18 protein-coding genes, 1 pseudogene and 1 riboswitch are annotated in these 25739 nt (G+C 70.7%); of the genes and pseudogenes, 2 read left to right on the top strand and 17 right to left on the bottom strand.

Translation table 11 applies throughout. The features are described 5' to 3' along the window. Positions 1-3: 3 nt before the first annotated feature. The 7 genes and pseudogenes from OG587_RS47285 to OG587_RS29575 form a co-directional block, all read right to left on the bottom strand. Positions 4-985: pseudogene (locus OG587_RS47285) on the bottom strand (LLM class flavin-dependent oxidoreductase). 55 nt (positions 986-1040) lie between these two features. Further along, a complete protein-coding gene (locus tag OG587_RS29600) occupies positions 1041-2243 on the bottom strand; it encodes a YcaO-like family protein (RefSeq protein WP_329080895.1) in 1203 nt (400 codons plus the stop codon). A gap of 251 nt (positions 2244-2494) precedes the next feature. After that, on the bottom strand, positions 2495-3058 hold the full coding sequence (locus OG587_RS29595) for a (2Fe-2S)-binding protein (protein WP_329080893.1): 564 nt from the start codon (positions 3056-3058) through the stop codon (positions 2495-2497). A 186-nt stretch (positions 3059-3244) separates the two neighbouring features. Then, on the bottom strand, positions 3245-4027 hold the full coding sequence (locus OG587_RS29590; RefSeq protein ID WP_329080890.1) for an ABC transporter ATP-binding protein: 783 nt from the start codon (positions 4025-4027) through the stop codon (positions 3245-3247). Next, positions 4024-5085, bottom strand: coding sequence for a FecCD family ABC transporter permease (locus tag OG587_RS29585; protein ID WP_329080889.1), 1062 nt, complete (start codon positions 5083-5085; stop codon positions 4024-4026). The genes OG587_RS29590 and OG587_RS29585 overlap by 4 nt, the downstream gene beginning before the upstream one ends. Then, entirely contained in the window at positions 5082-6077 is a 996-nt protein-coding gene (locus tag OG587_RS29580) for an ABC transporter substrate-binding protein (RefSeq protein WP_329080887.1), read from the bottom strand. Before OG587_RS29580 ends, OG587_RS29585 begins: the two co-directional genes overlap by 4 nt. Positions 6078-6208: 131 nt before the next feature. After that, positions 6209-6403: riboswitch (cobalamin riboswitch) on the bottom strand. A 46-nt stretch (positions 6404-6449) separates the two neighbouring features. Next, the gene (locus OG587_RS29575) at positions 6450-7628 is read right to left on the bottom strand and encodes an MFS transporter (protein WP_329080885.1); all 1179 of its coding nucleotides are present in this window, start codon (positions 7626-7628) and stop codon (positions 6450-6452) included. A gap of 72 nt (positions 7629-7700) precedes the next feature. Between OG587_RS29575 and OG587_RS29570 the strand changes: the two genes are divergently transcribed. Next, entirely contained in the window at positions 7701-8543 is an 843-nt protein-coding gene (locus tag OG587_RS29570; protein WP_329080884.1) for a LysR family transcriptional regulator, read from the top strand. Between the two features lie 193 nt (positions 8544-8736). Here the strand turns inward: OG587_RS29570 and OG587_RS29565 are convergent, their stop codons facing one another. From OG587_RS29565 to OG587_RS29550, 4 genes are all read right to left on the bottom strand, one after another. Continuing rightward, a complete protein-coding gene (locus OG587_RS29565; RefSeq protein ID WP_329080883.1) occupies positions 8737-9726 on the bottom strand; it encodes a hypothetical protein in 990 nt (329 codons plus the stop codon). Positions 9727-10482: 756 nt separating this feature from the next. Beyond that, a complete protein-coding gene (locus OG587_RS29560; RefSeq protein WP_329080882.1) occupies positions 10483-11235 on the bottom strand; it encodes an SDR family NAD(P)-dependent oxidoreductase in 753 nt (250 codons plus the stop codon). Positions 11236-11261: 26 nt separating this feature from the next. Then, positions 11262-12080 (bottom strand): helix-turn-helix transcriptional regulator, encoded by an 819-nt coding sequence (locus OG587_RS29555; protein ID WP_329080880.1) that lies wholly within the window; start codon positions 12078-12080, stop codon positions 11262-11264. 191 nt (positions 12081-12271) lie between these two features. Then, positions 12272-12802: a hypothetical protein gene (locus OG587_RS29550; RefSeq protein WP_329080878.1), complete on the bottom strand. Its 531-nt coding sequence runs from the start codon at positions 12800-12802 to the stop codon at positions 12272-12274. 252 nt (positions 12803-13054) lie between these two features. On the opposite strand from OG587_RS29550, the gene OG587_RS29545 reads away from it, so the two are divergent. Continuing rightward, positions 13055-13960 carry a LysR family transcriptional regulator gene (locus OG587_RS29545; protein WP_329080877.1) on the top strand — a complete coding sequence of 302 codons (906 nt, stop codon included), beginning with the start codon at positions 13055-13057 and terminating at the stop codon, positions 13958-13960. A gap of 177 nt (positions 13961-14137) precedes the next feature. Here the strand turns inward: OG587_RS29545 and OG587_RS29540 are convergent, their stop codons facing one another. From OG587_RS29540 to OG587_RS29515, 6 genes are all read right to left on the bottom strand, one after another. Next, positions 14138-14389 (bottom strand): phosphopantetheine-binding protein, encoded by a 252-nt coding sequence (locus OG587_RS29540; protein ID WP_329080876.1) that lies wholly within the window; start codon positions 14387-14389, stop codon positions 14138-14140. Positions 14390-14441: 52 nt separating this feature from the next. Further along, complete coding sequence (locus OG587_RS29535) at positions 14442-16259, bottom strand: acyl-CoA dehydrogenase family protein (RefSeq protein WP_329080875.1); 1818 nt, start codon at positions 16257-16259, stop codon at positions 14442-14444. Continuing rightward, positions 16162-16956, bottom strand: a complete 795-nt coding sequence (locus tag OG587_RS29530; RefSeq protein WP_329080873.1) for a thioesterase II family protein — start codon at positions 16954-16956, stop codon at positions 16162-16164. Before OG587_RS29530 ends, OG587_RS29535 begins: the two co-directional genes overlap by 98 nt. Beyond that, a complete protein-coding gene (locus OG587_RS29525) occupies positions 16953-19931 on the bottom strand; it encodes a type I polyketide synthase (protein WP_329080871.1) in 2979 nt (992 codons plus the stop codon). The genes OG587_RS29530 and OG587_RS29525 overlap by 4 nt, the downstream gene beginning before the upstream one ends. Continuing rightward, positions 19928-21226, bottom strand: a complete 1299-nt coding sequence (locus OG587_RS29520; protein WP_329080870.1) for an MFS transporter — start codon at positions 21224-21226, stop codon at positions 19928-19930. Before OG587_RS29520 ends, OG587_RS29525 begins: the two co-directional genes overlap by 4 nt. Positions 21227-21413: 187 nt before the next feature. Beyond that, positions 21414-24998: a non-ribosomal peptide synthetase gene (locus OG587_RS29515; RefSeq protein WP_329080868.1), complete on the bottom strand. Its 3585-nt coding sequence runs from the start codon at positions 24996-24998 to the stop codon at positions 21414-21416. Positions 24999-25739: the final 741 nt, after the last annotated feature.

Genomic DNA, 25739 nt, shown 5'->3' with positions numbered 1-25739 from the left:
GTCTCACAGGACGGCCCGCGCCGCTTCCAGCAGGCCGGTGTCGCGGTCGAGCAGGATGACGGTGTCCACTCTGGACGTGCGCCACACCGCCAGCCGTTCGGTCATCGCCTCGATGGGACCGAGCAGGGCCACCTCCTCCAGCAGCCGGTCGGGGACGGCTTTGGTGGCGGCGGCCCGGTCGCCGTCGGTGAAGTGTTTGCGGATGTCGTGGGCGGGGCCCTCGTAGCCCATCTGGACGACCACGTCGGCGTAGGTGTTGCGCACGCCCGGGGAGGAGGCGCCGATGAGGTGGGCGTAGAGGGGGCGTAGCTTTTCCCGGCCCTCCTCGATCGTGGGGGCGTGGGCGACGTACAGGATGGGGCAGATCCGCACGTCCGCCGGTTGCCGACCGGCGCGCCAGTCCTTCGTCGAGCGGGGCGAGGATGGCGGGTTCATGTTCGGGGGCGTACATGCCCGACAGCCAGCCGTCGGCCAGCTCGCCGGTGAGCGCGAGGTTGCCGGGGCCGATGGCGGCCAGGTAGATGGGGATGCGCGGGCGCAGCGGGGTCATCTCCGAGCGGATCGCGCGGGCCCGGCCGGTCGACCCGGGGCCGGTGTAGGGCAGCGTGTACAGCTCGCCCTCGTAGTGCAGCCGGTCCTCGTGGGCGATGGCCCGGCGCACGATCTCGACGTACTCGCGGGTGCGGCGCAGCGGGCGCTCGTACGGCAGGCCGTGCCAGCCCTCCACGATCCACGGCACCGACAGGCCCAACCCGAGCTGGAAACGGCCATGGGACAGGATGTCGAGGGTCATCGCGGTCATCGCCGTGGCGGCGGGGGTGCGGGCCGGGATCTGCATGATCGCGGTGCCCAGCTCGATGCGCTCGGTCACGGCGGCCAGATATCCGAGCACGCTGACGGCGTCGGGACCGTACTCCTCGACGCTCCACACCGAGTCGACGCCGATGCTCTCGGCGCGTTTGATCACCGGGAGCACCTCCTGCATGGGTTCGCCGCCGTAGCCCATGGCCAGTCCGAGCCGCATGCGTTCTCCTTCGAGGTCAGGCGAATGGCAGGGGTTGTCGTGTGAGGTCCGATGAGGCGGGCAGCCGGGTCCCGCCGAGGAACGGGAAGGCCGCCGGGGCGTCGCAGTACAGGCCGGGCACCAGCACCCGGGCGACGTGCAGCCCGGCGTCCTCGGCGCCCGAGGTGGTCAGGTCGGCCGCGTAGGCGCGGAAACCCCGCTCGGTGAGCGAGCGCAGCGGCCCGGTGGTCTCCGGCGGCAGCGGTGGGCCGCCGGGGAAGCGCAGCCGGTCCAGGGCCTCGCCCTGCAGGCGCTCGTTGAGGTAGACCTGGACGTGCAGGCGGACGTCGTTGACGTCGCGCCAGCCGCGCGCCAAGGCGTCGAGGTAGCGCCGGTCGGCGCGCCGCCGCAGGTAGGGCGGCTGTGCGATGTCGCGGCGCAGCAGGACGCGGCCGGTCTCGTAGGTGCCGACGGCCTCGGTGAACGCCTTGGCCGCGGCCTCCTGCTCGCCTGCCCGGCAGGCGCTGCCGAACCCTACGACGCGGTGTGCGCGGTCCTCGACGAACACCGCCGCCACGGTCGCGTCGAACGTCGAGGGCACCCGCAGCAGCGACACCGTCAACCCCGCTTCCTCGGCCTGGGCCAGCGCCGTGGCCAGCGGGCCGCTCGCGGGCCTGGGTAGCGGTGAGGCCGCGGTGGCGCCCGCCCACCACGTGGTCACGGCGTCGCGTTCCAGCACCTCGCGCAGCGCCGCCTGCCTGGCCCGCTGCGGGGTCGTGGCGGCGGCGGTCCCGGCGAGGACGGGGTAGTTGGTGAGCGGCTCGGCGCGGCGGGGGCCGGTGAAGTAGTTCACGTACACCAGCGAGGCGGGCACCAGGACCCGCTCTGCGGAGACCAGGTCCTCGGCGGGTGCCCAGGCGATCTCCAGCTCGGGGGTCATCGCGACGAACGGGAACCCGCGCGCCTGGTACTGGCCGGCTGAGTAGAGGGCGAACGCGCGCGGGTCGACGGCGGGTTCGGCCAGGTCGCGGTAGGCGGCCCGGCGCAGCCCGGCGGGCACCTGGTTGGCGCAGTGGCGTTCGATCGCCTCTCCGAGCGCGGCGGCCCGCGCCGCCTCCTCGTCGCCGAGGGCCGCGCCGCCGGTCACCTCCGTGCCCTCGGCGGGGAAGAAGGCGGAGTAGGAGACCAGGCTGGGCACGGCGGGGTCGCCGGGTGCGTCGCGGCGGACCTGTGCGATCACGAGTGCTCCTCTTGGCGGGGCCGGGACCGGGGCCCGGTGAGGGGCCCCGGCGTGGGGCGATCTACTCGTCGTCGTCCTGGCGCCACTCGAACGGCGAGTCCACCGCCGGGGTGTGGGACTTCAGGCAGTCCTGCGGGCCCTCGGGCTCGGCGAATCCGTGGTGTGCCATGCGCTTCCTCCTTCTGCATGTGATTTGCACGTGCCAACTACATGCAACACCATAGGCATAAGGTCGCGGTGAATTCAAGAATTCATTTTTCTGCCAATGAGCAGTCGTCGCATTTGGAGCCGTCCGGCACCCGGTAATAAAGGCAGCACGTGGTGCGCCGGAAGGCCAGTTCAGGGGAGATGAGCGTCCCCTTTCCCGCCAGGTGGCCGCGGGTCAGCAGGTCGGCGACCAGGTCGCCTGCGGGCTTGGCCAGGTCCGGGCGGGTGGCCGCTATCGCGCGGCCGGCCTCGGCCAGGGCGGAGGCGGCGTTGCCGTACAGCAGGCCGGGGGCGACCTTCACCCGCAGGCTGGCCGCCAGCGGTTCCAGGTGATGGAGAATCACCAGGTCGTAAAGCTGATCCGGTGATTCGTAGTGCCATCCCGCGGGGGCGGGCAGGCGCAGGCGCGGGCCGTCGTCGGCGCGGTCCAGGCGGGTCAGGTCGGGCACCACGTCATGGGTGAGCACGGCGCCCAGGAGCGGCGACCAGAGCCGTGCGGCGTGGCCGAGCTGGGTGATCGAGGCGCCGATGCGTAGTTCGCGGGTGCCGTATCTGGCGGCCGTCGCCTCCACCAGGTCGGCGAAACCGCGCTCGTAGTCGGATTTCACGTCGTGCCACCCGGCTGGGTCGCCGCCGATGTGCAAAGAAAAGAACGAGCCGAATCCGGCGACCGCTCCGAGGGCCGTCAGAATCGATTCGGTCGACGCCGATTCCATTACGCTGAAGCTCCATTCGTTAAAGTCGCACGGTGAATACGCCGGATGGCGGATCCGGCTTTTCATACAAAGAGAGATTCAGTTCGTGACGCGGCTCCCTCCGGCTCGGAGACTCACCTGCGGCACCCCTGTCTCCGGGTGGATCGCCACCTCGGCGTCGACCCGGTAGACCTCGGCGAGCAGAGCGGGGGTCAGCACGTCGGCGGGGGCGCCGAGAGCGACGACGCGGCCGGCGTCCATGACGCAGATGCGGTCGCAGAACGCGGCGGCCATGTTGAGGTCGTGCAGGGCGACCACCGCGGTGACGCCGAGGCCGCGCACCAGGTTCAGCGCGTCGAGCTGGTGGCGCAGGTCCAGGTGGTTGGTCGGCTCGTCCAGCACCATCGTGGTCGGCCGCTGGGCCAGCGCCCGCGCGATCAGCACCCGCTGCTTCTCCCCGCCCGACAGCCGGTCGAAGGGCGCGTGCGCCAGATCGGCCACGTCGAGCCGCCCCAGCGCGTCGGCGATGATCGCCTTGTCCGCCGCGTTGTCGCCGTCGAAGGCCCGTTTGTGCGGGGTGCGGCCCATGGCGACGACGTCGTACACCGACAGCTCGAAGTCGCCGCCGCTCTCCTGGAGGACTGCGGCCAGCCGTCGGGCCAGCCAGCCGACCGGCATGCGCCACACGTCCTCGCCGTCGAGCAGCACCCGGCCGTTGGTCGGCCTCCGCGCCCGGTAGAGGGTGCGCAGCAGCGTTGATTTGCCCGCGCCGTTGGGGCCGGCCAGGGCGAGCATCTCCCCCTCGGCGACCTCCAGCGAGACCTGGCGGACCAGGTCGCGGCCGCCGATGCGGACCGACACCTCCTCCACGGTCAGTGTCATTTGGAGCGCCTCCGCATCAACCACAGGAAGAACGGCCCGCCGACCAGCGCGGTGATGATGCCCACCGGGATCTCCTCCGGCGCGATCAGGGTGCGGGCGGTCAGGTCGGCCACGATGAGGAAGGCCGCGCCGAGCAGCGCCGTCGCCGGGAGTGCCCGGCGGTGGTCGGCGCCGATCAGCAGCCGGACGACGTGCGGCATGATCAGTCCCACGAAGCCGATGGCTCCGCTGACCGCGACGATCGTGCCGATCATCATGGCGACCAGCACGAACAGCGCCGCCCGGAAGCGATGCACGTCCAGCCCGAGCGAGGCCGCGGCCTCCTCCCCCGCCAGCAGCAGGTTCAGCGGCCGAGACACCCCGACCAGCGCGACGGTCCCCGCCAAGACGGCCACCACCGGGATCCACACCACCGTCCAGGTGGTCCCGGCCAGGCCGCCCAGCATCCAGCGCACCGCCGCCTGCGTCTTGTGCGGGTCGTTGGAGGTCACCACCAGGAAGCTGGCCACGGCCGACAGCACCTCGGCCATGGCCACCCCGGCCAGCACCAGCCGCACCGTCGTCATGCGCCCGCCCGAGCGGGCCAGGAAGTAGACCGCCACCAATGCGGCCAGCGCCCCGAGGAAGGCCGCGATCGGCAGGCTGAACGCGCCGAACACGCTCAGGCCGAACACCACCACGGTGACCGCCCCGACGCCGGCGCCGGAGGAGACCCCCAGCAGCATCGGGTCGGCCAGCGGGTTGCGCACCAGTGCCTGCAGGGCCATGCCGCAGACCGACAGGCCCGCACCGATCGCCCCCGCCAGGACGACCCGCGGCAGCCGTACGTCCATCACGATGGTCTCCCGCACGGGTGTCCAGGTCGGTTCGGCCAGGGCGGGATGGAGGTGATGGAGCAGGATGCCCCACACCTGCCCTACCGGCAGGGCCACCGACCCGGCCGCGACGGCCACGGTGACCGCCCCGCCGAGCAGGAGCACGAGCAGGCCGATCACGACCGGGTACGGCGGTCCCGGGCGCCGCGCCAACAGCACGACACCCGTGGTCGGTTCACTCACTTGAACCGGTCGGCGTGCAGCTGCCGGGCCAGCGCCTCGACGGCCCCCGGCGCCCGTACGCCGAGCACCACCGACGACAGCGGCAGCACCGCGAACCGCTTCTCCTTGATGGCCGGCACGTCCTTCAGCGCCGGGTTGGCCAGCAGGAACTTCTCCTTGTCGGCCACCGGCTGGTCGCCGTAGTCGTAGATGACGATCCAGTCGGGCGCGCGCTCGGCGACCTGCTCGAACGACACGTCGCCCCACACCTTGTCGACGTCGGCGAACACGTTCTCCGCCCCGGCCAGCTTGATGATCTCGTTGCCGACGCCCTTGCCGCCGGCGGTGAAGGCGGTCTTGTCGCCGCTGTCGTAGACGAACAGCTTGACCGGGGCGGCGTCGCCGAGTTTGGTCCTCACACCGTCGAGGGTCGCCCGCAATGTGGTGATCAACGGTTCGGCCCGGTCGGAGACGCCGAAGATCTTCGCGACGTTGCGGATCTCGGTGTCGATCAGGCCCACGGACACCGCGCCCTTGGCGCACTCCTCGACGTTCAGATATGTCTTGATGCCGGCCTTTCGCAGGGCGTCCCGGCTGCGGCCCTCCTTCTCGTCGAAGGTGCTGGCGAAGCCGCCGTAGACGAAGTCGGGCTCCTCGGCCAGGAGCGCCTCGTAGGCCGGGTACTCCTTCGAGACGACCTTGATTGCGTCATAGGCCGCCTGATACTCCGGCAGCACCTTGTCGTCGAGGTAGGCGGTGCCGATCATCGACTTCTCCAGGCCGAGCGCCAGCATCACCTCGGTGGCGTGCTGGTTCATCGATATCGCCCGCTGCGGCGGCTGCTCGTACGTGCTCGTCACGCCGCAGTTGTCGAGGGTGACCGGGAAGCCCGCGGGCGCGGAGGCCGCCGGAGCGGGGGCCGAGACGTTCTCAGCCGGGGCGCCGCCGCAGGCGGCCAGCACTCCGGACACCAGGAGGGCGAGCAGGAGGGTGGTGGGGCGTCTGCCCGTCATGAAGTGTTCCTCTCACGGAATCTGCACAACGGGGCGGATCTGAAAGAGGGAATGCCACAGGGCTTCTCGGCGCGGCCACCGGCTCGACGGGCACGAGAGCCCACTCCTCTCCGGGGAAATCCGCCCCAGTTCATCGAGGAGGCGACCGCGGGAGTCTCCTGGCTCTCGGGTCGATGCTCGTCCCGGCCTTCCCACCCGTTGTCCGGGCAGTGGCTTCGTCGGGATTCGCTCGCCGATCACAGTGGCGGGACCGCGCCGGATTCACACCGGCTTCCTCGTTCCGCGCTCGCCTACGCCGACCATGCTCGCACACCACTCATCAACGACAAAGCGCGCACCACCCGTCAGCCCCGGCGAGCTTCCCTCACAGGCTCACGTCAAAGCGATGGTCATCTTGGGTGACCGGCGCGAGAGCAGGTATCCCGTCAGTGCGGCGAGCAGGCCGACCAGACCGGCCGCCGCGAAGCCGCCCGCCGGCGCGGACGCGTCGATCGCCACTCCCACGACCGGGGAGCCGAGCGCGAACCCCGCGCTCGCCGCCGAGGACTGCAGGCCGGTCGCCTCACCTCGCACACTGGCCGGCGTCAGCCGGCTCACCGCGTCGGAGACCGTGGAAAGGGTCGGCGCGGTGAGCAGCCCGGCGCCGATGACCGCCACACACAGCCAAGGCCAGTCATGGGCGAGTCCGGCCGGAATCGTCACCAGCCCGAGCAGGCCGAGCAGCAGCCAGGTGGGCATCGACCGGGGCAGCACTCCGTACACCAGACCGCCCACGACGGACGTCACCCCGAACACGGCGACGACCACGGCCGCCCACGAGACCTGACCGGCTTCTTGAAGAGTCGCGACGATGGCCAGGTCGACGCCGCTGAGCAGCATCGCGACGCCGACTCCCATCGTCAGGACAGCGACCATGCGCGCTCCCAGCCACTCCCGGCGCCGGGGCCGGCCCGCCGCCTCGCCGTCCGCCTCGTCCTCGGCCCGCAACGGCGGGTTGAGCAGGGCGACCCCTGCCCCGCCGACAACGATCGCGGCGCCCACTCCCCATGCCACCGCGCCGGGAGACACCTTCGCCGCGCACAAGATCACCACCGGCGGCCCCACTATGTACGACAGCTCGCCCACCACCGACTCCAGCGCGAACGCCGCCCGCCGCTGCCCTGCCGTCGTCATCGCGGCGATCGCCTGCCTGGTGATCGACTGGATCGGCACCATCAGCAGACCGGCGGCGAAGGAGGCACCCAGCAAGATCACGTATGGCAGCACAGGCACGGTCAACCAGAACACGAGCTGCGACACAACCGTGGCCAGCAGCACGGTACGCAGGCCCCGCCGGTCGATCATCCGGCCCAGCAGCGGCCCGCCCAGCGCGACACCGGCGGTGAGCGCCGCCACCACGGCTCCGGCCGCCACGTAACTCATGTCGAGGGCGACGACGACGTACATCGTCAACGCCATCGCGTCCGCCGTGATCGCGGCACGAGCGAGCAGCGAAATGCCCAGCAGTGGCGTCATCCCCGGCACCGCGAGCACCTGTCGAAATCTAATCACCGGTTTAACGCTAGATCAGCCGGAATGCCATAGGAAGCCGTCAATTCATTGGACCAGGCATAATGAATACTTATGGCACATGATCTCGAGACCGCACTGCTGAGGTCGTTCGTCACCGCCGTGCGCGCGGGCAGCATCAGCCGTGCGGCGGCGGCGCTCGGCCGTACCCAGCCCGCGCTCAGCCAGCAGTTGCGCAAGCTCGAGAGGGCCGTCGGCAGTCCGCTGCTGCACCGGGCGCCGTCCGGCGTCTCGCCGACCCGGGCGGGCGAGGAGCTGCTGCCCTACGCCGAGCGCATTCTCGCGCTGTCGGCACAGGCGCTCGCCGAAACAGGACGTGCGCTCACCGGGCATTGCGGGGTGGGACTCCTCGAAGATCTCGCCGCTTCCCGCCTTTCTCAGGCACTCGCCGACCTCGCGCGGCTGCACCCCGACGCGACGCTGGAGGTGCTCAGTCTTTCCAACGCGGCGATGCGGGAGGCCTACGACACGGGCCGTGTCCAACTCGTACTCGACGAGGTTTCGGATCTTCCCTGGCCGCCGCGCTGGACGGTGCGTCTGCCGCTGGTCTGGGCGGTCGGGCAGGGTGTCGCCACCGACGCCGACCCGCTGCCGGTGGTGCTGTTCTCGAACACGTGCGCCTGGCGAACCTCGGTGCTGGAAACGATGGAAGGCACAGGGCGCCGCTGGCGGGTGGCGTTCGAAAGCAACAGTCTCGCCGGAGTGCTCGCCGCGCTACGGGCCGGGCTCGGAGTCGCGGCGCTCCTGCCCGCCAACCTCGAGCCGGCCATGGCCTGCCACGACGCGGCGGCGTTGCCTGCTCTGCCGGACGTCGAACTCGGCCTCGCCCGCCACCCCGCTACCGAAGGCGATGCGCTCATCGACGCTGTGGAGACCGCCCTGCGGCGGATGATCTGAGCCCGCCGCACGAGGGTCTGCGCGGGTTGCCTGCATCGCCTCCTGTGGGGCGGCCACAGCGTCTGCGGTCTTTTTCTCCGCGGTCTCACTCATCGGCGGCCACGGCATGCTCCAGCAGGATGAGGAAGGGCCCGTTTCAGCCTACGGACACAGGGCCCGGCGCGCTGATGAGATGACCAGGTTGTCCGCAGCTTCAGCCCGCTGAGGACATGGGTATGTCTGCATTACCTGGGACGACCTTGCCGTTCTTGAGGGTGTATGCGGTGGAGTTCTTTGAACTCGCGGTCCGGAACGGTTTTCCGTTGTTGTCGATTGAGAGCACCTCGGCCTTGCCGTCGGCGACGAAGCTGAGTTCCACCGTCCATTGAATGTCATGGTCCAGGGCCATCGCCCACAGGTAGATGACTTCTACCTCGGTCTCCGAGACCCGCAGAGGGAACGACCACGGCTCATTGCCGTAATCGGTGAAGTTCGTCATGTCTTCGAGCTGGGGAGCCCACTTGTCCAGGTCCACTGAGGCGCCTCGCCCGTCGACTCCGTCAGCTCCGGGATACGGCTTGAAGTAAATGCTGTGCGGCGGCGCATCACGTTTGAGCACTTTGATCCGCATATCAGTCAGCACGACGGACCTGGCGAAATTTCCCTGAATCACGAGTCGGACGTTCGTGTAATTGGCGTCGACGGCCCCGTTGTCGTACGCCCATCGCTCGATGACCTGCTGGTCGTCTCTGTATTCCGGCGGCAGCGGTGACAGCGCCGATGCGGGCGGGGAAAATATGTAGGTATCGAGGTTGTTGAAGGTACTGACTCGCTTAAGCGGTTTGGCGGCCACAACGACCGAAAGCGGCGGCCGACTGGACGGGCTCGCGGCAGGCGACGCCCTGTCCCGAGGGGAGTCGCGTCCGGCCCATATCGCGATCCCGGCCAGTAGTGTCACGACCACGATGATCGCCACTGCCCACAAGCCGGTCGTCTTCCAGTCGGTGGGCGGCACCGGCCTGGCGATTGTGACGTTTCCGCCGACTCCGTGAACTTGAATCAGGTCGCCTCTCACCCCGGAGTGTGAGACTTCCTGGCCTTCGCTCGATGCGCGGCGTTCCGGCGATCCTTCGTCGTAGAGCGCCTCTGCGCGAGGAGCTTCACTATCGTGAGCGTCGTGGCCCGGCGGGCGGGTGGCGCTCATCGACACCTCGTTGTGATGTCGACGTCGCCGGTGACCTGGTCAATTTGAACGACGTCTCCGTCAACGGCGGAAGCACGCACCCATTGGCCGGCGGGGGACGAGGGCATCTCAGCAGAATCCTGCCCGGCCGGAGAACGACATGTCAGTGCGAACACCGATAGGCCAAGACCCGCTACGGCGCCCAACCCGCCGACCACGCTCGCGTACTTGTCCGCATCATCAAGGCCGACCCAGACAAACAACGTCCCAAGCACTGCCATCCCCCCACCTGTCACCAGGCAGGCCATCCAGGCGCCGGTACGCCACCGGGACGTCATGGCATGGCCTCCGTTCCCACACACTCCGGGACAAGGCTCAGGAAGGTCACATATCTGGGTAAGTTCACCGCCGCATCTTCTCGCATTGGCCACCGGCCTTGCGGCATATGTCGGCAAACAGTGACCTGATGCGATTAATAGCCGTTCAGGATGAGCGTGCACGCCCAGTGTGAGCGACACTCAGCAGCGCCCAGAAAATACCAATTTTATAGATTTATGTCTATTTTGTTCTATGTTCGTCGTGGAACGACATGGTTCGCATGCTTCCGCCGTAACGGCCGTCGACACCAGAAAACGCCTCCTTACGGCCCCGGTACCGGTGAGCTCGCCCACTGGAGTGATCTCGGCGTAGCGCGCTGCCCGTGATCGCGGACTTCCCCCGCCGTCCGGATCTGGCCCAGACCTGCCCGGTACAGGACAGATGCCTACCGTATGGCCGTCAAATGCGCAGCCCGAGGGGCGCGGCTCCCACGAGGCCGCCGTCGATGACGAGGTCCTGACCGGTGATGTACGACGCGTCGTCCGAGGCCAGGAAGGCGACGGCGGCGGCGACATCGTCCGGGTGGCCGAGCGAGCCGAGCGGCACCTCCGCCGTGATGCGGATCTCCGCGGCGGGGTCGATGGCGGACCGGTACATCTCGGTCTCGATGTAGCCGGGGCTGACGGAGTTGACGCGGATACCGCGCGACGCGAGGTCGGTGCCGAGCGTGCGTGCGAGATTGTGCACGGCAGCCTTGCTGGCGGCGTAGATCGAGGCCACCGGGAGGCCTCGGTGCAGGGTCCAGGAGGCGTTGATGACGATGGCGCCTCCGTCGCCCATCAGCGGCAGCGCCGTCTGGATCGTGAAGAAAACTCCCTTGAAGTTGATTCCGATGGTGTGGTCGAAGTCCTTCGGTGTGAACTCTGGCCTGAAGTCCGCGATTCCGGCATTGGCGAAGACCGCGTCGAGGGCGCCGCGCCAGGTCTCGATGCGTCGCACGAGGAGATCGAGGTCGGCGTCAACGCTGACGTCCGCGCGGACGGGCAGGACCCGCTCGGAGTCCAGGCGTTCTGCCGCGGCGTCGAGGCGGGCCTGGTCGCGGCCGGTGATGACGACGTACGCGCCCTCGTCGAGGAGTCTGCGCGCGGTCGCGAAGCCGATGCCGCTGGTGCCGCCGGTGATCAAAACTGTTTTGTTCGTGAATCGCTTCATGCCGACGATCATCGAGCGGCGCGAGCCTACGCGGCAGTGTTGGCTGAACCTGGGTCTGACACCACCAGCAAGCGTTCCAGCAGGGCCTCGGTTCCCGTCCCGGGTGCGGGGGTGTGCAGCGACAGGCGGTGGCCGGGCAGTTCGGGCAGCGGCAGGGTGGTGGCCTCGAAGGTGAGCGTCCCCAGGCCGGGGATCTCCAGGGCCTTGGTGCCATGGGTGGGGCCGCCCACGGGGAATTCCGCCCAGATCTCGGCGAAGGCGGGGCTCGCGGCGCACATGTCCGCGGCCAGGCGGCCGAATTCGGGATCGTCCGGGTAGCGGGCGGCATCCGCCCGGAACAGGCCGATCATCGCTCGCGCCGCGTCGTGCCAGTCCACGACCGCCGCACGGTAGCGGGCGTTGGTGAAGAAGCTGACCAGGCAGTTGTGGTCGTACTCGTTGCACTGGAAGACGATCTCCACCGCGCGGTTGACCGCGAGGACGTTCCAGTGCCGGTCGATGACGTACGCGGGCAGCGGCAGCCAGCCCTCCAGCAGCCGCCGCACGGCATCGGGGACCCGGCCTTCGGACGGCGCCACCTGCGGCGGATTGAGGCCGGCGAGGAGGTACAGGTGCTCGCGCTCGGCGGGCTCCAGGCGCAGCACCCTGGCGATGGCGTCCAGGACGTCGGCGGAGACGTTGATGTCGCGTCCCTGCTCGAGCCAGGTGTACCAGGACACTCCAAGACCGGCGAGCACCGCCACCTCCTCCCGCCGCAGCCCGGGGGTACGGCGGCGCTCGCCTGCCGGCATGCCCACGTCAGCGGGCGTCACCCGGGCTCGCCGCGACCGGAGGAACTCGCGCATCTCGGAACTGCGCCGTTGCCGCGCATCTACAGAGAGTCGGGAAATGTCCACTAGGTCATGCTATGTCGTTATTAATAGACCTCGTCGGTAAGACGCCCCCACGCGGGCCGGCGCCCGGAGGTACTGCCGGCCGGGCCGCCTCGTGTGTGCCGGAAGCCGCATTCCCGTCGCCACTGGCCGTTCGGATGCGGCTACGGCACGAACTCGGCACCTGACGAGGCCGTGCCTCCCCACCACTTGCAGGCGTTTCCCGGGAGGCACAAGACATCCGTTCGATAGACCTCGACGGACCCCAGCGTTTGGTACCAACCTGCCCCCCATTGAGCTGATCCGCCATAGCCCGCGGTCGCCCCGGGTCCCGCAAAGGGGAGGTCGCCATTTCTTGTCATATAACCATACGCCCAGTTAGTGCTGGCGAAGGTCACCCACTTGGTACCGTCCCATTTCTGTATCTGCAGTTTCACCCTGATCTGGTCGCTCGTTCGCGGGGTCTGGCAGTCCCCCATGTACACGTACGAATGGACCCACGCCTGGTTGCTGGACCAGGTGCCGGGGACGACATGGTCGATGCCCACGGAACCCCTGACGCAGTAGTTCGAGTTCGCGGCCATGGTGGCCCAGAGGTTCTGGGTGTACGCGTTGGCCGACTGAGGCATCGCCACCGTCAGCAACAGCGCGAAGATGGATGACAGCCCGATATTCAAGGCCCGTCGCCTCGGCATGATGTCTCCTTGGTGATTGGGGTGTGGCGGGTACCGGGGTCTGCGAACATGGGGCCCGCACGCGGGCGGGTCTGAATTGCCGTACCGGTGGCTTTTTTCTACGCGCGTCGGTGGAATGTGACACCCCCCTCGTTCCAATGAGGAATCGGGTCTTGACATCTGCTGGAGACTTAAAGCAGCGACCATTGATCGATGTCCTTGACCCGGCGTCCTGGATGGGTCGCCCGGCTCATTCGCCACGCAGGGGTGCGCATGGATCTGGATCTCGGCCTGGTCGCCGACTTCTTGGTGCTGGTGCAGGAGAGGCACTACGGGCGGGCGGCCGTGCGGCTGCACCTGACCTCATCGGCGTTGACCAAGCGCATCCAACGTCTGGAACGACAGGTCGGGGTCGCCCTCGTCGAGCGGGACCCTGCGGGTGTGCTCACCGTGACCTCCGCGGGCCGGCGATTCGCGACCGCCGCCGTACCCCTGATCGCCCAGGCCGGCGCCGCTCGCGAGAGTGCCCGGGCCACGCCTGCCCGGTACACGGTGCGGATCGGTGTCCCCGCCGGTACTGGCGCGATCCTTGGACAAATCGACATGAGCGGCATCGCGCGGGAAGTCCGCAGCAGCTTCCCCGAGACACGGCTGGTGCGCCAGGACATCGCCTTCCCCTCGCTCACCCGCTGCCTGCCCGAACGTCAGGTGGACCTCCTGTGGACCTTCGCGCCCGTGCGGCATCCCATCGTGGACTCCTTCCCCCTGGCCGTCGTCAGTGCGCGTATCGGCGTGGTCGCCGCCCGGCATTCCCTCGCCGACGCCGAGGCGATGAACGTGGAGGACTTCAGTGAGCAGCCGATCCTGTACAACCCGGTCTGCCCCGAGGAGTGGATGAGCCAGTTCTGGCTCGGGGACGTGCGGCCACGCCACGAGGCGCGCCTGATCGAGACCGACGCCGGGAGCTTCACCGGCGTCCTGCGCCGGACCGCCGACGGCACAGCCGTGATAGCCACCGTCTCGGAGATCGCCCCGCTCCTGGGCTCCGCCTTCCGCGCGGTGACGCTGACCGGCGCCGCCCCCGTGGCCTTCCATGTCGCATGCCGACGCACCGACCGGCGTGGCGCCGTTCACGCCCTCTTGAAAGCCTTCCAGGCTCTCGGCCCCCGCCTGCTGTAGTGGCGGACGAGAGCCGGGGCGCGCTCGGCCGTGCACGCGCCGCGCCTGGGCGGCCGGCTGCTGGTCGTCGACCACGACTCGACCGCGCCGTGGTCGTGGTCGTGGAGCCAGGATCCCGACGTCCGGTACCCGACCGTCGTTCGGCCGGCACCCCGGCCGAAGCCTCTCCGTTCCAGCTCAGGTGGGTCTCTGGATGAGCCGGGCCATCTCGGCGACCGTGGGATTGTCGAGAATGAGGCGCAGAGGCACCTTCAGCCCCACGGTGTCGCGCAGGCGAGAGGCCATCCGGATCGCGAGCAGGGAGTGACCGCCGAGCTCGTAGAAGTCGTCGTGCCGCCCGATCCGCTCCAGGTTGAACACGTCGCACCAGATCGCGGCGACCAGTTCCTCGGCCTCTCCTCGCGGCAGGGCGTCGGGCGCGTCGCTCATCTCGCCGACCGTCCGGGTACGGCGTACCCCCGGTTGACGTGTTTAAAGATGATCATGTTTGGCTCCGGTGATCGTAGAGGCCGGTGGTGGAAGGGTCCGCGGCGCCGGTGCCGCTGATGAGGAAGTCGAGACCGGTGCCGCGCAGCCATGTGTCGCCGAGCGTCGCCGGGTCGGCTCCCGAGCGGCCGGTCTCCCGGGCGAGCTGCGACCAGAGCCCGTCCAGCCGGTGTTCGGACGCCGCGCAGGCGACGTCGGCCAGGTCGAGCACCGCCGTGTTGCCCTGTTCCGCGAGGTCGGCCGAACGGGCGAGCACCACGGAGAGACCGAACAGTTCGGCCGCGATCCTGCCGATGAGGGCGAGGGAGCGCTGCCTGGTCAGCAGTTCGTCCATCGGGACGTCACGGGTCATGGCCCGGCAGTGTTCGGCGAGCGTCTCGGCCTGTGACGTGAGGCGACGCAGGTGGTCGTGGTGTCTCGGGGGGAAGCCGCCGGAGCCGACCGGCTCCGGTCCCCCCTCGGGCGGTCCGCCGGGCTCGTAGTACGGCCGCAGGTTCGCCTCCGCCGACCACAGGTCGAGCATGAACTCGACACCGCCCGCCACCCGCAGCCCGCGGGCGTCCCGGAAGCAGCGCTCCACCGGCAGCGGCGGAGCCCCCCTCGCGGCCTTGCTGCGGGCGGTCTCGTACCCCTCCCCGCCCAGCAGCGCCATCGTCCCGTCCACCGCGCGCCAGCTCGCCAGGGCCATGAGATTCTTCGCGGCGGTCAGGTCGGGGCGGGTGTCCGCGCGCTCCGCCCCGAGCAGGCACCAGATGAGCAGGCTCTCGACGAGGAGGACCTCGGCCGCGTTCTCCGCCACCCGCCGCCGGATCTCCTCGTACTCGCCGAGCGCGCGGTCGTTGATCCTCCGCCTGTTGACGAAGTCCCGCGACCAGAGCAGCGACGCGCGCGCGACGGCGAGGGCCGGGGGCGCGATGACGAGGTGCCGTCCGAAGAGGGCGAGCTCCCCAAGATCGACAGACGCCTCGCCGGACGCCTCCTCGGTGACGGTCCCGCCCTCGGAGGGCTCCGGTCGCATGCGCCAGCCACCGGACTCCTCGGGCATGAGCTGCTCGGCCGGCACGCGCACCCGGTCGAGGCGCAGCATGCCGAAGGCCGCGCCGCGCAGTCCCATGAACTCGTGTGTGCCGACGACCTCGAAGCCGGGGCTGCGGGTGTCGACGAAGAAGAGCCTGACCTCCTCGGTGCCGTCGTCACCGACGACGGTCGCGGAGACGTCGACCAGTTCCGCGACGGAGCCGTTGCCGATGAACACCTTCTCCCCGCTGATCAGGTAGGCGTCGCCCCCTTCGACGGGTACGGCCACCGTGGTGCGGCCGCGGTTCCCGGCACCGGCGACCTCGGCGTCGGCCGTGCCGGAGACGACGCCGGCGGCGATCCGCCCGGCGATGAGGTCGCGGAGCGGGCCCGGTGGGAGAGCCCGCAGGTACACACCGGAGCCGAACCCGTTGTGGACGGCGAGGGCGAACGCCACGGGCATGGACCAGCTCGCCGCCGTCTCGACGACCCGGCAGGCGTTGAGCCAGGAGAGGCCGAGCCCGCCGAGCGAGGGATCGATCATCAGGCTGAGCAGGCCGGAGTCCCGGAGGGCGCCGAGGAACCCCTCGGGCAGGCGCCCGTCGGCCTCGACCGCCGCCGGATCGACGCGGTCGAGCAGGAGACGGCTGAGACGGGCGACGGCCTCGTCCCCGGCGAGGCGGTCCCCCGGGTCCTGTTCAGGGAAGGGGCGGAGCAGATCCCAGCGCACGCGGCCCAGGTACAGCTCCTGCAGAAAGCTCGTCGAGGCCGGTGGCGAGGTGTCGGAGGAAGTCATCGGTCCGCTCCCGGAAATAGAAGTGGTCGCCTGGGAAGGTCCACACGTCGCACGGCCCGGTGGTGTACCGGCTCCACGCGGTCGGCGACTCGCCGCTCTCCTCGTCCCGGTCGCCGCCGAGGATCACGAGCGGGCAGGTCAGCGGCTCGCCGCGCACGGGCCGGTAGGTGGCGACGATCGTCAGGTCGGCGCGGACGACCTCCAGCGTCGCCGCCAGGACATCCGGGTCGGCCTTGACCTCCTCGGGGAGGGGGCCGTGCTCGCTCTCGATCGCGGCGATCAGGTCCCGGTCCTCGAGCTTCGGGAGGTCCGGTCCGGGCTCGTGCAGGTGGGGCGCACGGTAGCCGGAGAGGTACAGCGCGGCCGGGCCGGGCGAGCCCTGTTCGCGCAGCGCCAGGGCGGTCTCGTACGCGACGAGGGCGCCGAGACTGTGGCCGAAGAGGACGTAGGGGGCGACGAAGTCCACCTCGGACACCAGGGCGTCGACCAGCTCCGGCATGCTCGTCGACGGCGCCTCCTCCCGCCGGCTCCCGCGCCCGGCGAGCTGCACCGCCCAGACCTCGACGTCCGGCAGCGCGTCGGACCATCGCATGTACTCGCCCGGCGAGCCGCCGCTGTGCGGGAAGCAGTACATCCGCAGGCGGGCCCGCGGCCGGCGTTCGCGGCACAGCAGCCAGCGGGGGCGGGAGCCGGTCACGGTCGCTCCTGTTCGTCGAGGTGGGACGCGTCGGGGAGGGACGCGTCGAGGCGGGTCGCGAGCGCGGCCACGGTGGGCGCGCGGAAGAACGTGCGGACGCCGAGCTCGACGTCCAGCTCCGCCCGGACGCGGGCCACGAGGCGGGTCGCGATCAGGGAGTCGCCGCCCAGGTCGAAGAAGTTGTCGTGGACGCCCAGTGACGCCAGGCCGAGCGCCTCGCGGAAGGCGGCGGCGATGATCTTCTCTGTGCGGGTCTCCGGCTGGACGTAGTCCGCGTCGAGCTCCGGCCGCTCGAACCCGAGGGGTTCCTCGGCCGAGGTCTCGTCCCACGCCGGATCCCGCCCGTCGAGCCGGAACCGCCGGCGCTGGAACGGGTAGGCCGGGAGCGGGGCGCGCCGGGGCCTTCGCCCGTGGTGGAGCGCGGACCATTCGACGGGCACACCCGCCTGCCACAGCAGACCGGTGGCGTGGAGCAGCTCCGCCGCCCCACCCCCGGCGTCGGCGGCGTGCGGGAGGCTCTGCGCCACCGGGCGGTCCGCCCGGTATCCGGGGTGCTGCCGGGCGAGGCCACCGAGGGTACGGCCGGGGCCCAGCTCGAGCAGCGCGTGCTCGCCGGTGGTGAGCAGCGTCCCCAACGCGTCCGAGAACCGCACGGTGTGGCGCAGGTGGGCCGCCCAGGAGGCCGGGTCGCACGCCTCCTCCGCGGTGACGGGCACCCCGGTCCTGTCGGAGATCCAGCGAATCGCCGGTGGCCGGAGGGGCACCTTCGCGACCAGCTCGGCGTACCCGGCGAGGGCGGGCTCTACGAGGGGGGAGTGCGCGGCCGCGCTGATGCGCAGCGGACGCGCGTCCACGCCCTCTCCGGCGAGGCGGTCCCGCAGGCGGTCCACGTCGGCGGCGGGTCCGGTGACGACGCACTGCGCCGGGCCGTTGATCGCGGCGATCGACAGGCCGCCGTCCAGCGAGGGCAGGAGCGCCGCCTCGCCGAGCGGTACGGCCAGCATCGAGCCGGAGGGCAGGCCGTCGAGGATCCGTCCCCGCGCGAGCACCAGCGTGAGCGCGTCGGCCGGCGCGAGCACCCCCGCCGCCGACGCGGCGGCGTACGCGCCGAGGCTGTGGCCGAGCACGACGTCCGGCGTGACGCCGCGTGCCCGCCACAGCAGGGCGAGCCCGTGCTGGATCGCGAACAGCGCCGGCTGGCACACCGTCATCGTGCCGAGCCGCGCCTCCGCCCAGGACTCGGCGTCCGCGCCGGGATACAGCACGTCCCGCAGGTCCAGGCCCAGCTCCGGCGCGGCCAGCTCGGCACAGGTGTCGACCGCCTCGCGGAACACCGGTTCCCGCTCGTACAGGTCCCGCGCCATCCCGAGGTGCTGGCCGCCCTGCCCGGGGAAGAGGAAGGCGACGCCGACGGCGCGGGCGGCGGCGCGGCCGGTCACCAGGCGGTGAGGCTCGACGCCGGTCAGCACGCTCACAGCGTCGTTGCCGTCGCCACCGTCGGCGCAGACCGCGAAGGCCCGGTGCGTGAACCCCCTGCGGCCGGTCTGGAGCGTCCAGGCGACGTCCGCGAGCGGCGTGTCGCCGTGCTTCAGCCGCTCGCCCAGCCGGGTCGCCGTCTCCGCGAGCGCGCGGCCGGTACGCGCGGACAGCACCAGCAGCTGGTACCGGGCGCCGGGCCCGTCCGGGTGTTCCGGCGGCGCCGGGTCCCGCCATTCCTCGACGACGACATGGGCGTTGGTGCCGCCGATCCCCAGGGAGTTGACCCCCGCCCTGCGGGGAGTGGCCGTCCTCGGCCAGGGCGTCGCCTCCCCCCGCACCACGAAGGGGCCGGTGTCGAGGTCGATCTCGGGGTTCGCGCGGCGGAAGTGCACCGTGCCGGGGACGAGCTCGTGCCGGAGCGACAGGACGACCTTGATCAGCCCGATCACCCCGGCCGCGGCGTCGGTGTGCCCGATGTTCGACTTGACGGAGCCGAGCAGGCAGAACCCCTTCTCGTCCGTGCCGAACCCGAACGCCTTGGACAGCGCCCGTACCTCGATGGGGTCGCCGACCGGCGTGGCGGTGCCGTGCGCCTCGACGTATCCGATGGTGGCGGGGGACACCTCGGCGAGCAGATGCGCCGCGCGCACCGCGGCGGCCTGCCCGTCGACGCTCGGCGCCGTGAACCCCACCTTGCCTGCGCCGTCGTTGTTGACCGCGGACCCGCGGATGACGGCGTGGACGAGATCGCCGTCCGCGAGCGCGTCCTCCAGCCGCTTGAGCACGACGATCCCCGCGCCGTCACCGGACACGGTGCCGCTCGCGTCGGCGTCGAACGGGCGGCAGCGCCCGTCGGACGCGAGGACGTCGTCGTCGCCCTGGCTCTCCATCGGATGCGGGACCCGGATCGTCGCCCCGCCGGCGAGTGCGACGTCGCACTCGCCGGCGAGCAGCGCCTGCGCGGCCTGGTGGACGGCGACGAGCGAGGTGGAGCACGCCGTCTGCACGGTCACGGCCGGGCCGTTCAGGTCCAGCTTGTACGCCACCCGGCTCGTCAGGAAGTCCATGCCACAGGCGAGCCGGAACTGCCAGTCCGTGACGCCGGGGAACAGCTCGCGACGCGCCCGCAGCAGCGTCAGGTGATCGGTGTCCCCGCAGCCGCCGTACACGCCGATCACGCCGGGGTAGGCGCCCGGATCGCAGCCGGCGTTCTCCAGGGCCTCCCACGCGCACTCCAGGAAGACCCGGTGCTGGGGGTCGAGCATCAGGGCCTCGCGCGGTGAGAAGCCGAAGAAGCCCGCGTCGAAGAGGTCGGCGTCCGGCACGACGCCGTAGGCGGAGCTCCTGCCGGTGTTCTCCTCCTCGGGCGACCGCGTGACGAACTCGGTTCCGGCGGCGAGCCCCTCCCAGAACGCGTCGACGTCCGGCGCGCCGGGGAACCGGCCCGCCATCCCGATGATCGCGATGAACGTCTGCTCGACGTGCGGAGCGGTCATGCGAGGTCTCCCGTCCGCGCGGGCTCCGCGCTGTCCTCGGGCTCGTCCGAGACCTGGCCGTCGCGCGGTCCCTCGTCCGGGGCCTGGCCGTCGCGCAGCCCACGTATCGGGGAGAAGAGGGGAGGCAGCATCGACAGGACGGTGAGGACCGCGGCGATCCAGAAGACCCCGCGCAGCCCGACCGGGGCCACGAGCAGCCCACCGACGGTGGCGCCGAGGGGGATCATGCCCCAGGTGACGAAGCGGAAGACGGAGTTCATCCGGCCGAGCAGCTGCGGGGGCGTCACGAGCTGGCACAGGCTGACCTGCAGGACATTGAAGATGTACGCCCCGACGTAGATGACGAACAGGCCGGCGGCGAAGAGCACCGGGCCGGTGGACAGCGGCAGGAGGATCGTGCCGCCGCTGAACAGGACGATCGACGTGATGAAGGCGGCCCCGGTGCCGAAGCGTTTGGAGAAGGGTTCCGCCGCGAGCGCGCCGACGAGGCCACCGGCGTTGCCGACCGCGAGGACGACGCCGATCACGCCGGCGCTCAGGTGCAACTCGTCCGCCGCGTAGACGATCTGGAGGGCGAGCACGGCCGCGAACGCGAGTTCGGCGAGGGTGGCGCAGAGGATCAGCGGGCGGAGCAATGGATGGGAGAACACGAAGCGGATGCCTTCGGCGATCTCCCGGCGCAGGCCGAGCCGTTCCGCCGGAGCGGGTTTTCGCTCCTCGACCTTGATGAAGAGCAGGAAGACCGCCGAGACCAGGTAGGTGATCGCGTCGGCCAGGAGCGCCAGGGGCGCGGTGAGCACCTCGACGAGGAAACCGCCGACCCCCGGACCTCCGAGTTGCGCGACCGAGCGGGACAGCTCCAGCTTGCCGTTGGCGTCGACGAGCTTGTTCTCCTCCACCAGCTCGGGGAGGTAGGACAGTTGCGCCACGTCGAAGAAGAGCGTGCCCAGCCCGATGGCGAACGCCACGGCGTAGATCAGCGGCATGCTGAGCACGTCCAGCCACACGGCGACCGGGACGGCCAGCAGGGCCACGCCCCGCAGGAGATCGGTGAGGATCAGCACCGGCCGCCGGGGCAGCCGTTCGAGCCAGACCCCGGCGGGCAGGCCGACCAGGAGGATGGGCACGTACTCCACCGCCCACACCAGGCTGACCTCCAGCGCCGAGGCGTCGAGCAGGAGCAGCGCCGCGAGCGGCAGGGCCAGCAGGGTGATCTGCGTGCCGAACAGGCTGACGGTCTGGGCGGCCCAGAGATTGCGGAAACCGGCGACGCGCCAGAGGCTCTTTCCCACCACCTCATGCCTCCGTGTCGCGCGGGCCCGACGGCGGAACGCCGAGCCGTGTTTTCCTGGCGACGGTGACGGTGACGGCGCGTCGCCGTTCGGCGTTGTCGTGGAACACGAGTGGTCTCCTCATCAGGTGGCGCGGTGGTCATCGGTGCGGCGGCGCCGGAGTCCGAGGCGGGCCCGGCCCGCCGCTCGCTTACTCGCCTGCTCGTCGTCGGCGTCGGCGTCGGCGTGGGGCGTCGGCGGGGGGCGTCGGCGGGGAACCGGCGCCGGGCGCGGAACCGGTGCCCGGGGGGTGGCCGGCCCCCGGCGCGGCCTGCTCGTCGAGGTGCCGGGAGAGGGCCGCGATCGTGGGGAACTCGAACAGCGCCACCATCGGTATCCGCCGGCCCAGGACCTCGGTGAGCCGGGCGTGGACGGCGGCGAGGCTGAACGAGTTGCCGCCGAGATCGAAGAAGTTGTCGTGCGGGCCGACGTGGTCCAGCTCCAGGACCTCCTGCCAGATCCGCCTCAGCGTGAGCTCCCGTCCACCGCCGCCGGACGCCGGGAAGCCGGTGGACGCCCGGGAGCCGTCGGGCGCCGGGGGGCCGGTGGACACCCGGGAGTCGGAGGACGCCTGGGAGTCGCCGGACACCGGATCGGTGGGCGCCGGGGAGCCGGCGGACGCCCAGGGGGTGCCGGACGCCGGGGAGCCGCCGACGGGGAGCGGCCACGGAAGGGCGTCCCTGTCGACCTTGCCCGACGTCCGGATCGGCAGGTCGCCGACGACCGCGAGGCGCGGTACGAGCGCGGCGGGCATCGTCCGGCGCAGCAGGGCCCGCGCGCCGCCCTCGTCGAAACCGCCGCCCGGCACGACGTAGCCGACGAGGATCTGGTGGCCCAGGCGTGTCGTGCGAACCGCGGCGGCGGCGGCGCTGACGCCCGGCAGCCGCAGCAGGGCCGCCTCCACCTCGCCGAGCTCGACGCGGCGGCCCCCGAGTTTGACCTGCTCGTCGATTCGCCCGACGAAGACCAGGCCCTCCGGTTCGGCCCTGACCAGGTCCCCGCTGCGGTAGGCCCGCCTCCAGCCGAGGGACGGCAGCGGAGCGTACTTCTCGGCGTCCTTCGCGGGGTCCAGGTAGCGGGCCAGGCCGACCCCGCCGATCACGAGCTCGCCGGTCTCGCCCATGCCCACGGGGTCGCCGTCCGGACCCACCACAGCCAGATCCCAGCCGTCGAGGGGGAGCCCGATCCGCACCGGGTCCCCGGGCGAGAAGAGGGTCGCCGACGAGGTGACGGTCGCCTCGGTGGGGCCGTAGCTGTTCCACACCTCGCGTCCGGGGGCGGTGAGCCGCTCGATCAGCTCCCGGGGACACGTCTCACCTCCCAGGATCAGCAGCCGCACGCCGTCGAACACCTCGGACGGCCAGCGCGAGGCCAGCGTGGGCAACGTCGAGATGATGGTGATGCCGTTCGCCCTGATCCACGGGCCGAGGTCGGTGCCGGTACGGACGAGGGCGCGCGGGGCGGGCACCAGGCAGGCGCCGTTCCGCCAGGCCAGCCACATCTCCTCGCAGGAGGCGTCGAAGGCCGCCGAGAGCAGGGCCTGCACGCGGTCGCCCGGCCCGATCGGCCTGTCCCGCAGGAACAGCCCGGCCTCGGCGTCCACGAACGCCGCCGCGCCGCGATGGGTGGCCACGACGCCCTTGGGGGTCCCGGACGAGCCGGAGGTGAAGATGATCCAGGCGTCGTCGTCCACCCCCGGCCGGGCGGTCTCCCCCGGCCCCGCCGGTTCCCGAGGCCCGTCAGGTACGCGTGCCGCGGAGGTGAGCGCGATGTGGCGGTTCTCCCCCACGACGGCGCGGACTCCGGCCTCGCCGAAGACGAGTTCCCTGCGTTCGGCGGGATCGTCGGCGTCGACCGGTACGTAGGCCGCGCCCGCGGCGAGGACGGCGAGGATCGAGACGTAAAGGTCGGCGGTGCCGGAGGGCACGCACACCCCCACCCGGTCGCCGCGCCGCACGCCGGTCGCCCGCAGCCTCTCGGCCAGGGCCTCGACCTCGGCCCGCAGGGAGGCGTAGTCGAGCCGTACGCGCCCGTCGTCGAGCGCGGCGGCCTCGGGGAAGCGGGCGGTCGTCTCGTCGAGCACGTCGAGCAGGGTTCGGGGGGCCGGTGTCCGGCCGACCGAGGTGAAGACCGCGGGGACTACGGGCCTTTCCGCGACGCTCCCGGCCGCGGTCTCGGCTGTGACGCCTGCCGTGCTGTCGGTTGAGGCGTCGGCCGTGACGCCTGCCGTGGCGTTGGCCGTGTCTCGCGGCCCGGCGCCGGCGAGCGGAGGCAACGTCCACAGGGGAGCCTCGGGGGCGGCCACGACGGCGGCGAGCAGCCGGTGGAAACGGTCGCCGATCGACCGGACCGTGCCGGGATCGAACAGATCGGTGCTGTAGGTGATCGTCAGGTCGAAGGCGTCGCCGGTGGCGGCCCGGAAGACGGTGAAGTCGAGGCCGGCCTTGGCGCCGGTGGGCATGAGATCGATCAGCGACGCGGTGAGGTCACCGAAACGCGGCTCGGCCATCGGGGTCGGCTCGAAGCTGAAGAGGGCCTGCACCAGCGGGTTGCGGTCGAGATCGCGCTGCGGCGCGAGCTCCTCCACCAGCCGCTGGAACGGAACCCGCTGGTAGCTCAGCATGTCCATCACGGTCTCCCGGGTCCGCCGCACGACCTCGGCGAACGAGGGGTCACCGGACAGGTCGAACCGCACCGGCAGCGTGTTCACGAAGAAGCCGATCACGGGTTCGAGCTCCGAGAGCAGCCGGTCGTTGGCCGGAGTGCCGATCAGCAGGTCGCGTGCGCCGGTGAGGCGGCCCAGCAGCGCCGCGTAGGCCGCGATCATCGGTACGAACGGCGTCACGCGCATCCGCCGGGCCAGGGCGAGGACCTCCGCCATGAGCGGTCCGGGAAGGGTGATGTGGTGGTTGGCGCCGCCCCTCCGGCGGGGCCGGTCAAAACCATTGGCGTCGTTCGCTCCGCCAGTGCCGCCCGCGCTGTCCATGCAAGTCGTGCCGCCTGCGCCGCCCGTGCCGTCCGCGCCGTTCGCTCCACCCGCGCCGTTCCGTGCCGGGTGCAGGTGATCGGCGGGAAGCTCCAGCGTGGTCGGGGCGCCCGCCAGCCGCTCGTGCCACCAGGCGAGGTCGGCGGCGTCCACGGGCTGCCGTCGCTGCCAGGCCGCGTAGTCGCCGAACTGGACGGGGAGCGGCGGGGGCTCCGGTGCGCCCGCGTACCCGTCGGCGAGTTCGTCGAAGAGGAGATGGAGCGACGGCCCGTCGCAGACCAGCTGGTGCAGGAACACGCCGAGTATGTGCCGGTCGGCGTCGAGGCGGATCAGCCTCTTGCGAACGAGCGGTCCGGTCGTCACGTCGAAGGGTTCGTCGGCCCACCGCCGCAACAACTCGCCGGCGAGGTCGTCACGGCGGTCGGGCGACTCCGTCGTCAGGTCGACCAGTCTCGGGCCGAAGGGCGGCGACGGTGCGATCCGCTGGTACGGCTCGTCCCTGCCCATCGGGAACGTCGTGCGCAGGATGTCGTGCCGGGCGAGGACCCGCTCGACCGCGCGCCTCAGCGCCCCGAGGTCGAGCGGTCCGTCCAGGCGTACGGCCACGGGCACGTTGTAGGCGGAGTCGCCGGGGTGGACCTGCTCGATGATCCACAGCGCTCGCTGTGCGACGGTGAGCGGAACCGGTTCTCCGACGCCTCCGCGGGACGGTATCGTCTGCCGCCGCACGGGCATGATCTTTCTGTCCATGCTGTGGATCCACCGCCTCGCGGTCGTGGGTGGGTGCTGGAAAGTACCGGGGTCCTGCACGGGGTGAATCGGTTTCCGGTGCCGGATACGACGGCCCCGGCCGATCCCGAACCTGGGCCGGTCCGCTTTCGCGGGCTTTGTGATTTCGGGTGGCTCGGCCCGACTCCAGCGGGTCCGGCCCCTGGGAATCGCGCGGATCGATCAGGTCGCGCTCGCCCTGCTCAACCGCGAAAAAGACGGCTCGGTAAACAAAGTAGAAAAACGCCACAGAGATCACCCAATGGGGAATCTCGAAAAGGCCGGAGCTTCCCGTGGCATTTCGCATAACACTGAGAAGTGAAGATAACCGGTTCGTTCAGATGTCTGCTCGGTGTGGCACTCGTTCACGGGCTGATGTCACACGGAATCCTCCGGCGGCGCCTCCCCGCCGGCGCGGAACTTCACACGGCGGCGCATTAGTGATGTTATGGGCCATCGGTGAGTTGCGGGCAGTAGTCAAGGAGGTTGTGTGGATGTTCCCGCAGGATATGAACATCTTTCACATTTCTCGCACCTGTGCTCGGTCGCCCCAATGCTGAGTTGGTCAGGTTAACGAAGGGTTGCCGATGAAGGTGTGATCGGGAACGCGGCGGTGGCCATTTCGCGGGTGGGGTGCTGTATACATTACTCTTAGTCAATATTTCAGTTAGGTCCACAAAAGCTGTCAAACGTCGTGATCCCGGCGTATTGCCACCGGCTGAC

Source organism: Streptosporangium sp. NBC_01469 (assembly GCF_036227305.1).
Taxonomy (GTDB): domain Bacteria; phylum Actinomycetota; class Actinomycetes; order Streptosporangiales; family Streptosporangiaceae; genus Streptosporangium.
Note: the sequence above shows the minus strand (reverse complement) of the source record. Positions and strands in the feature narration are given on the sequence as shown.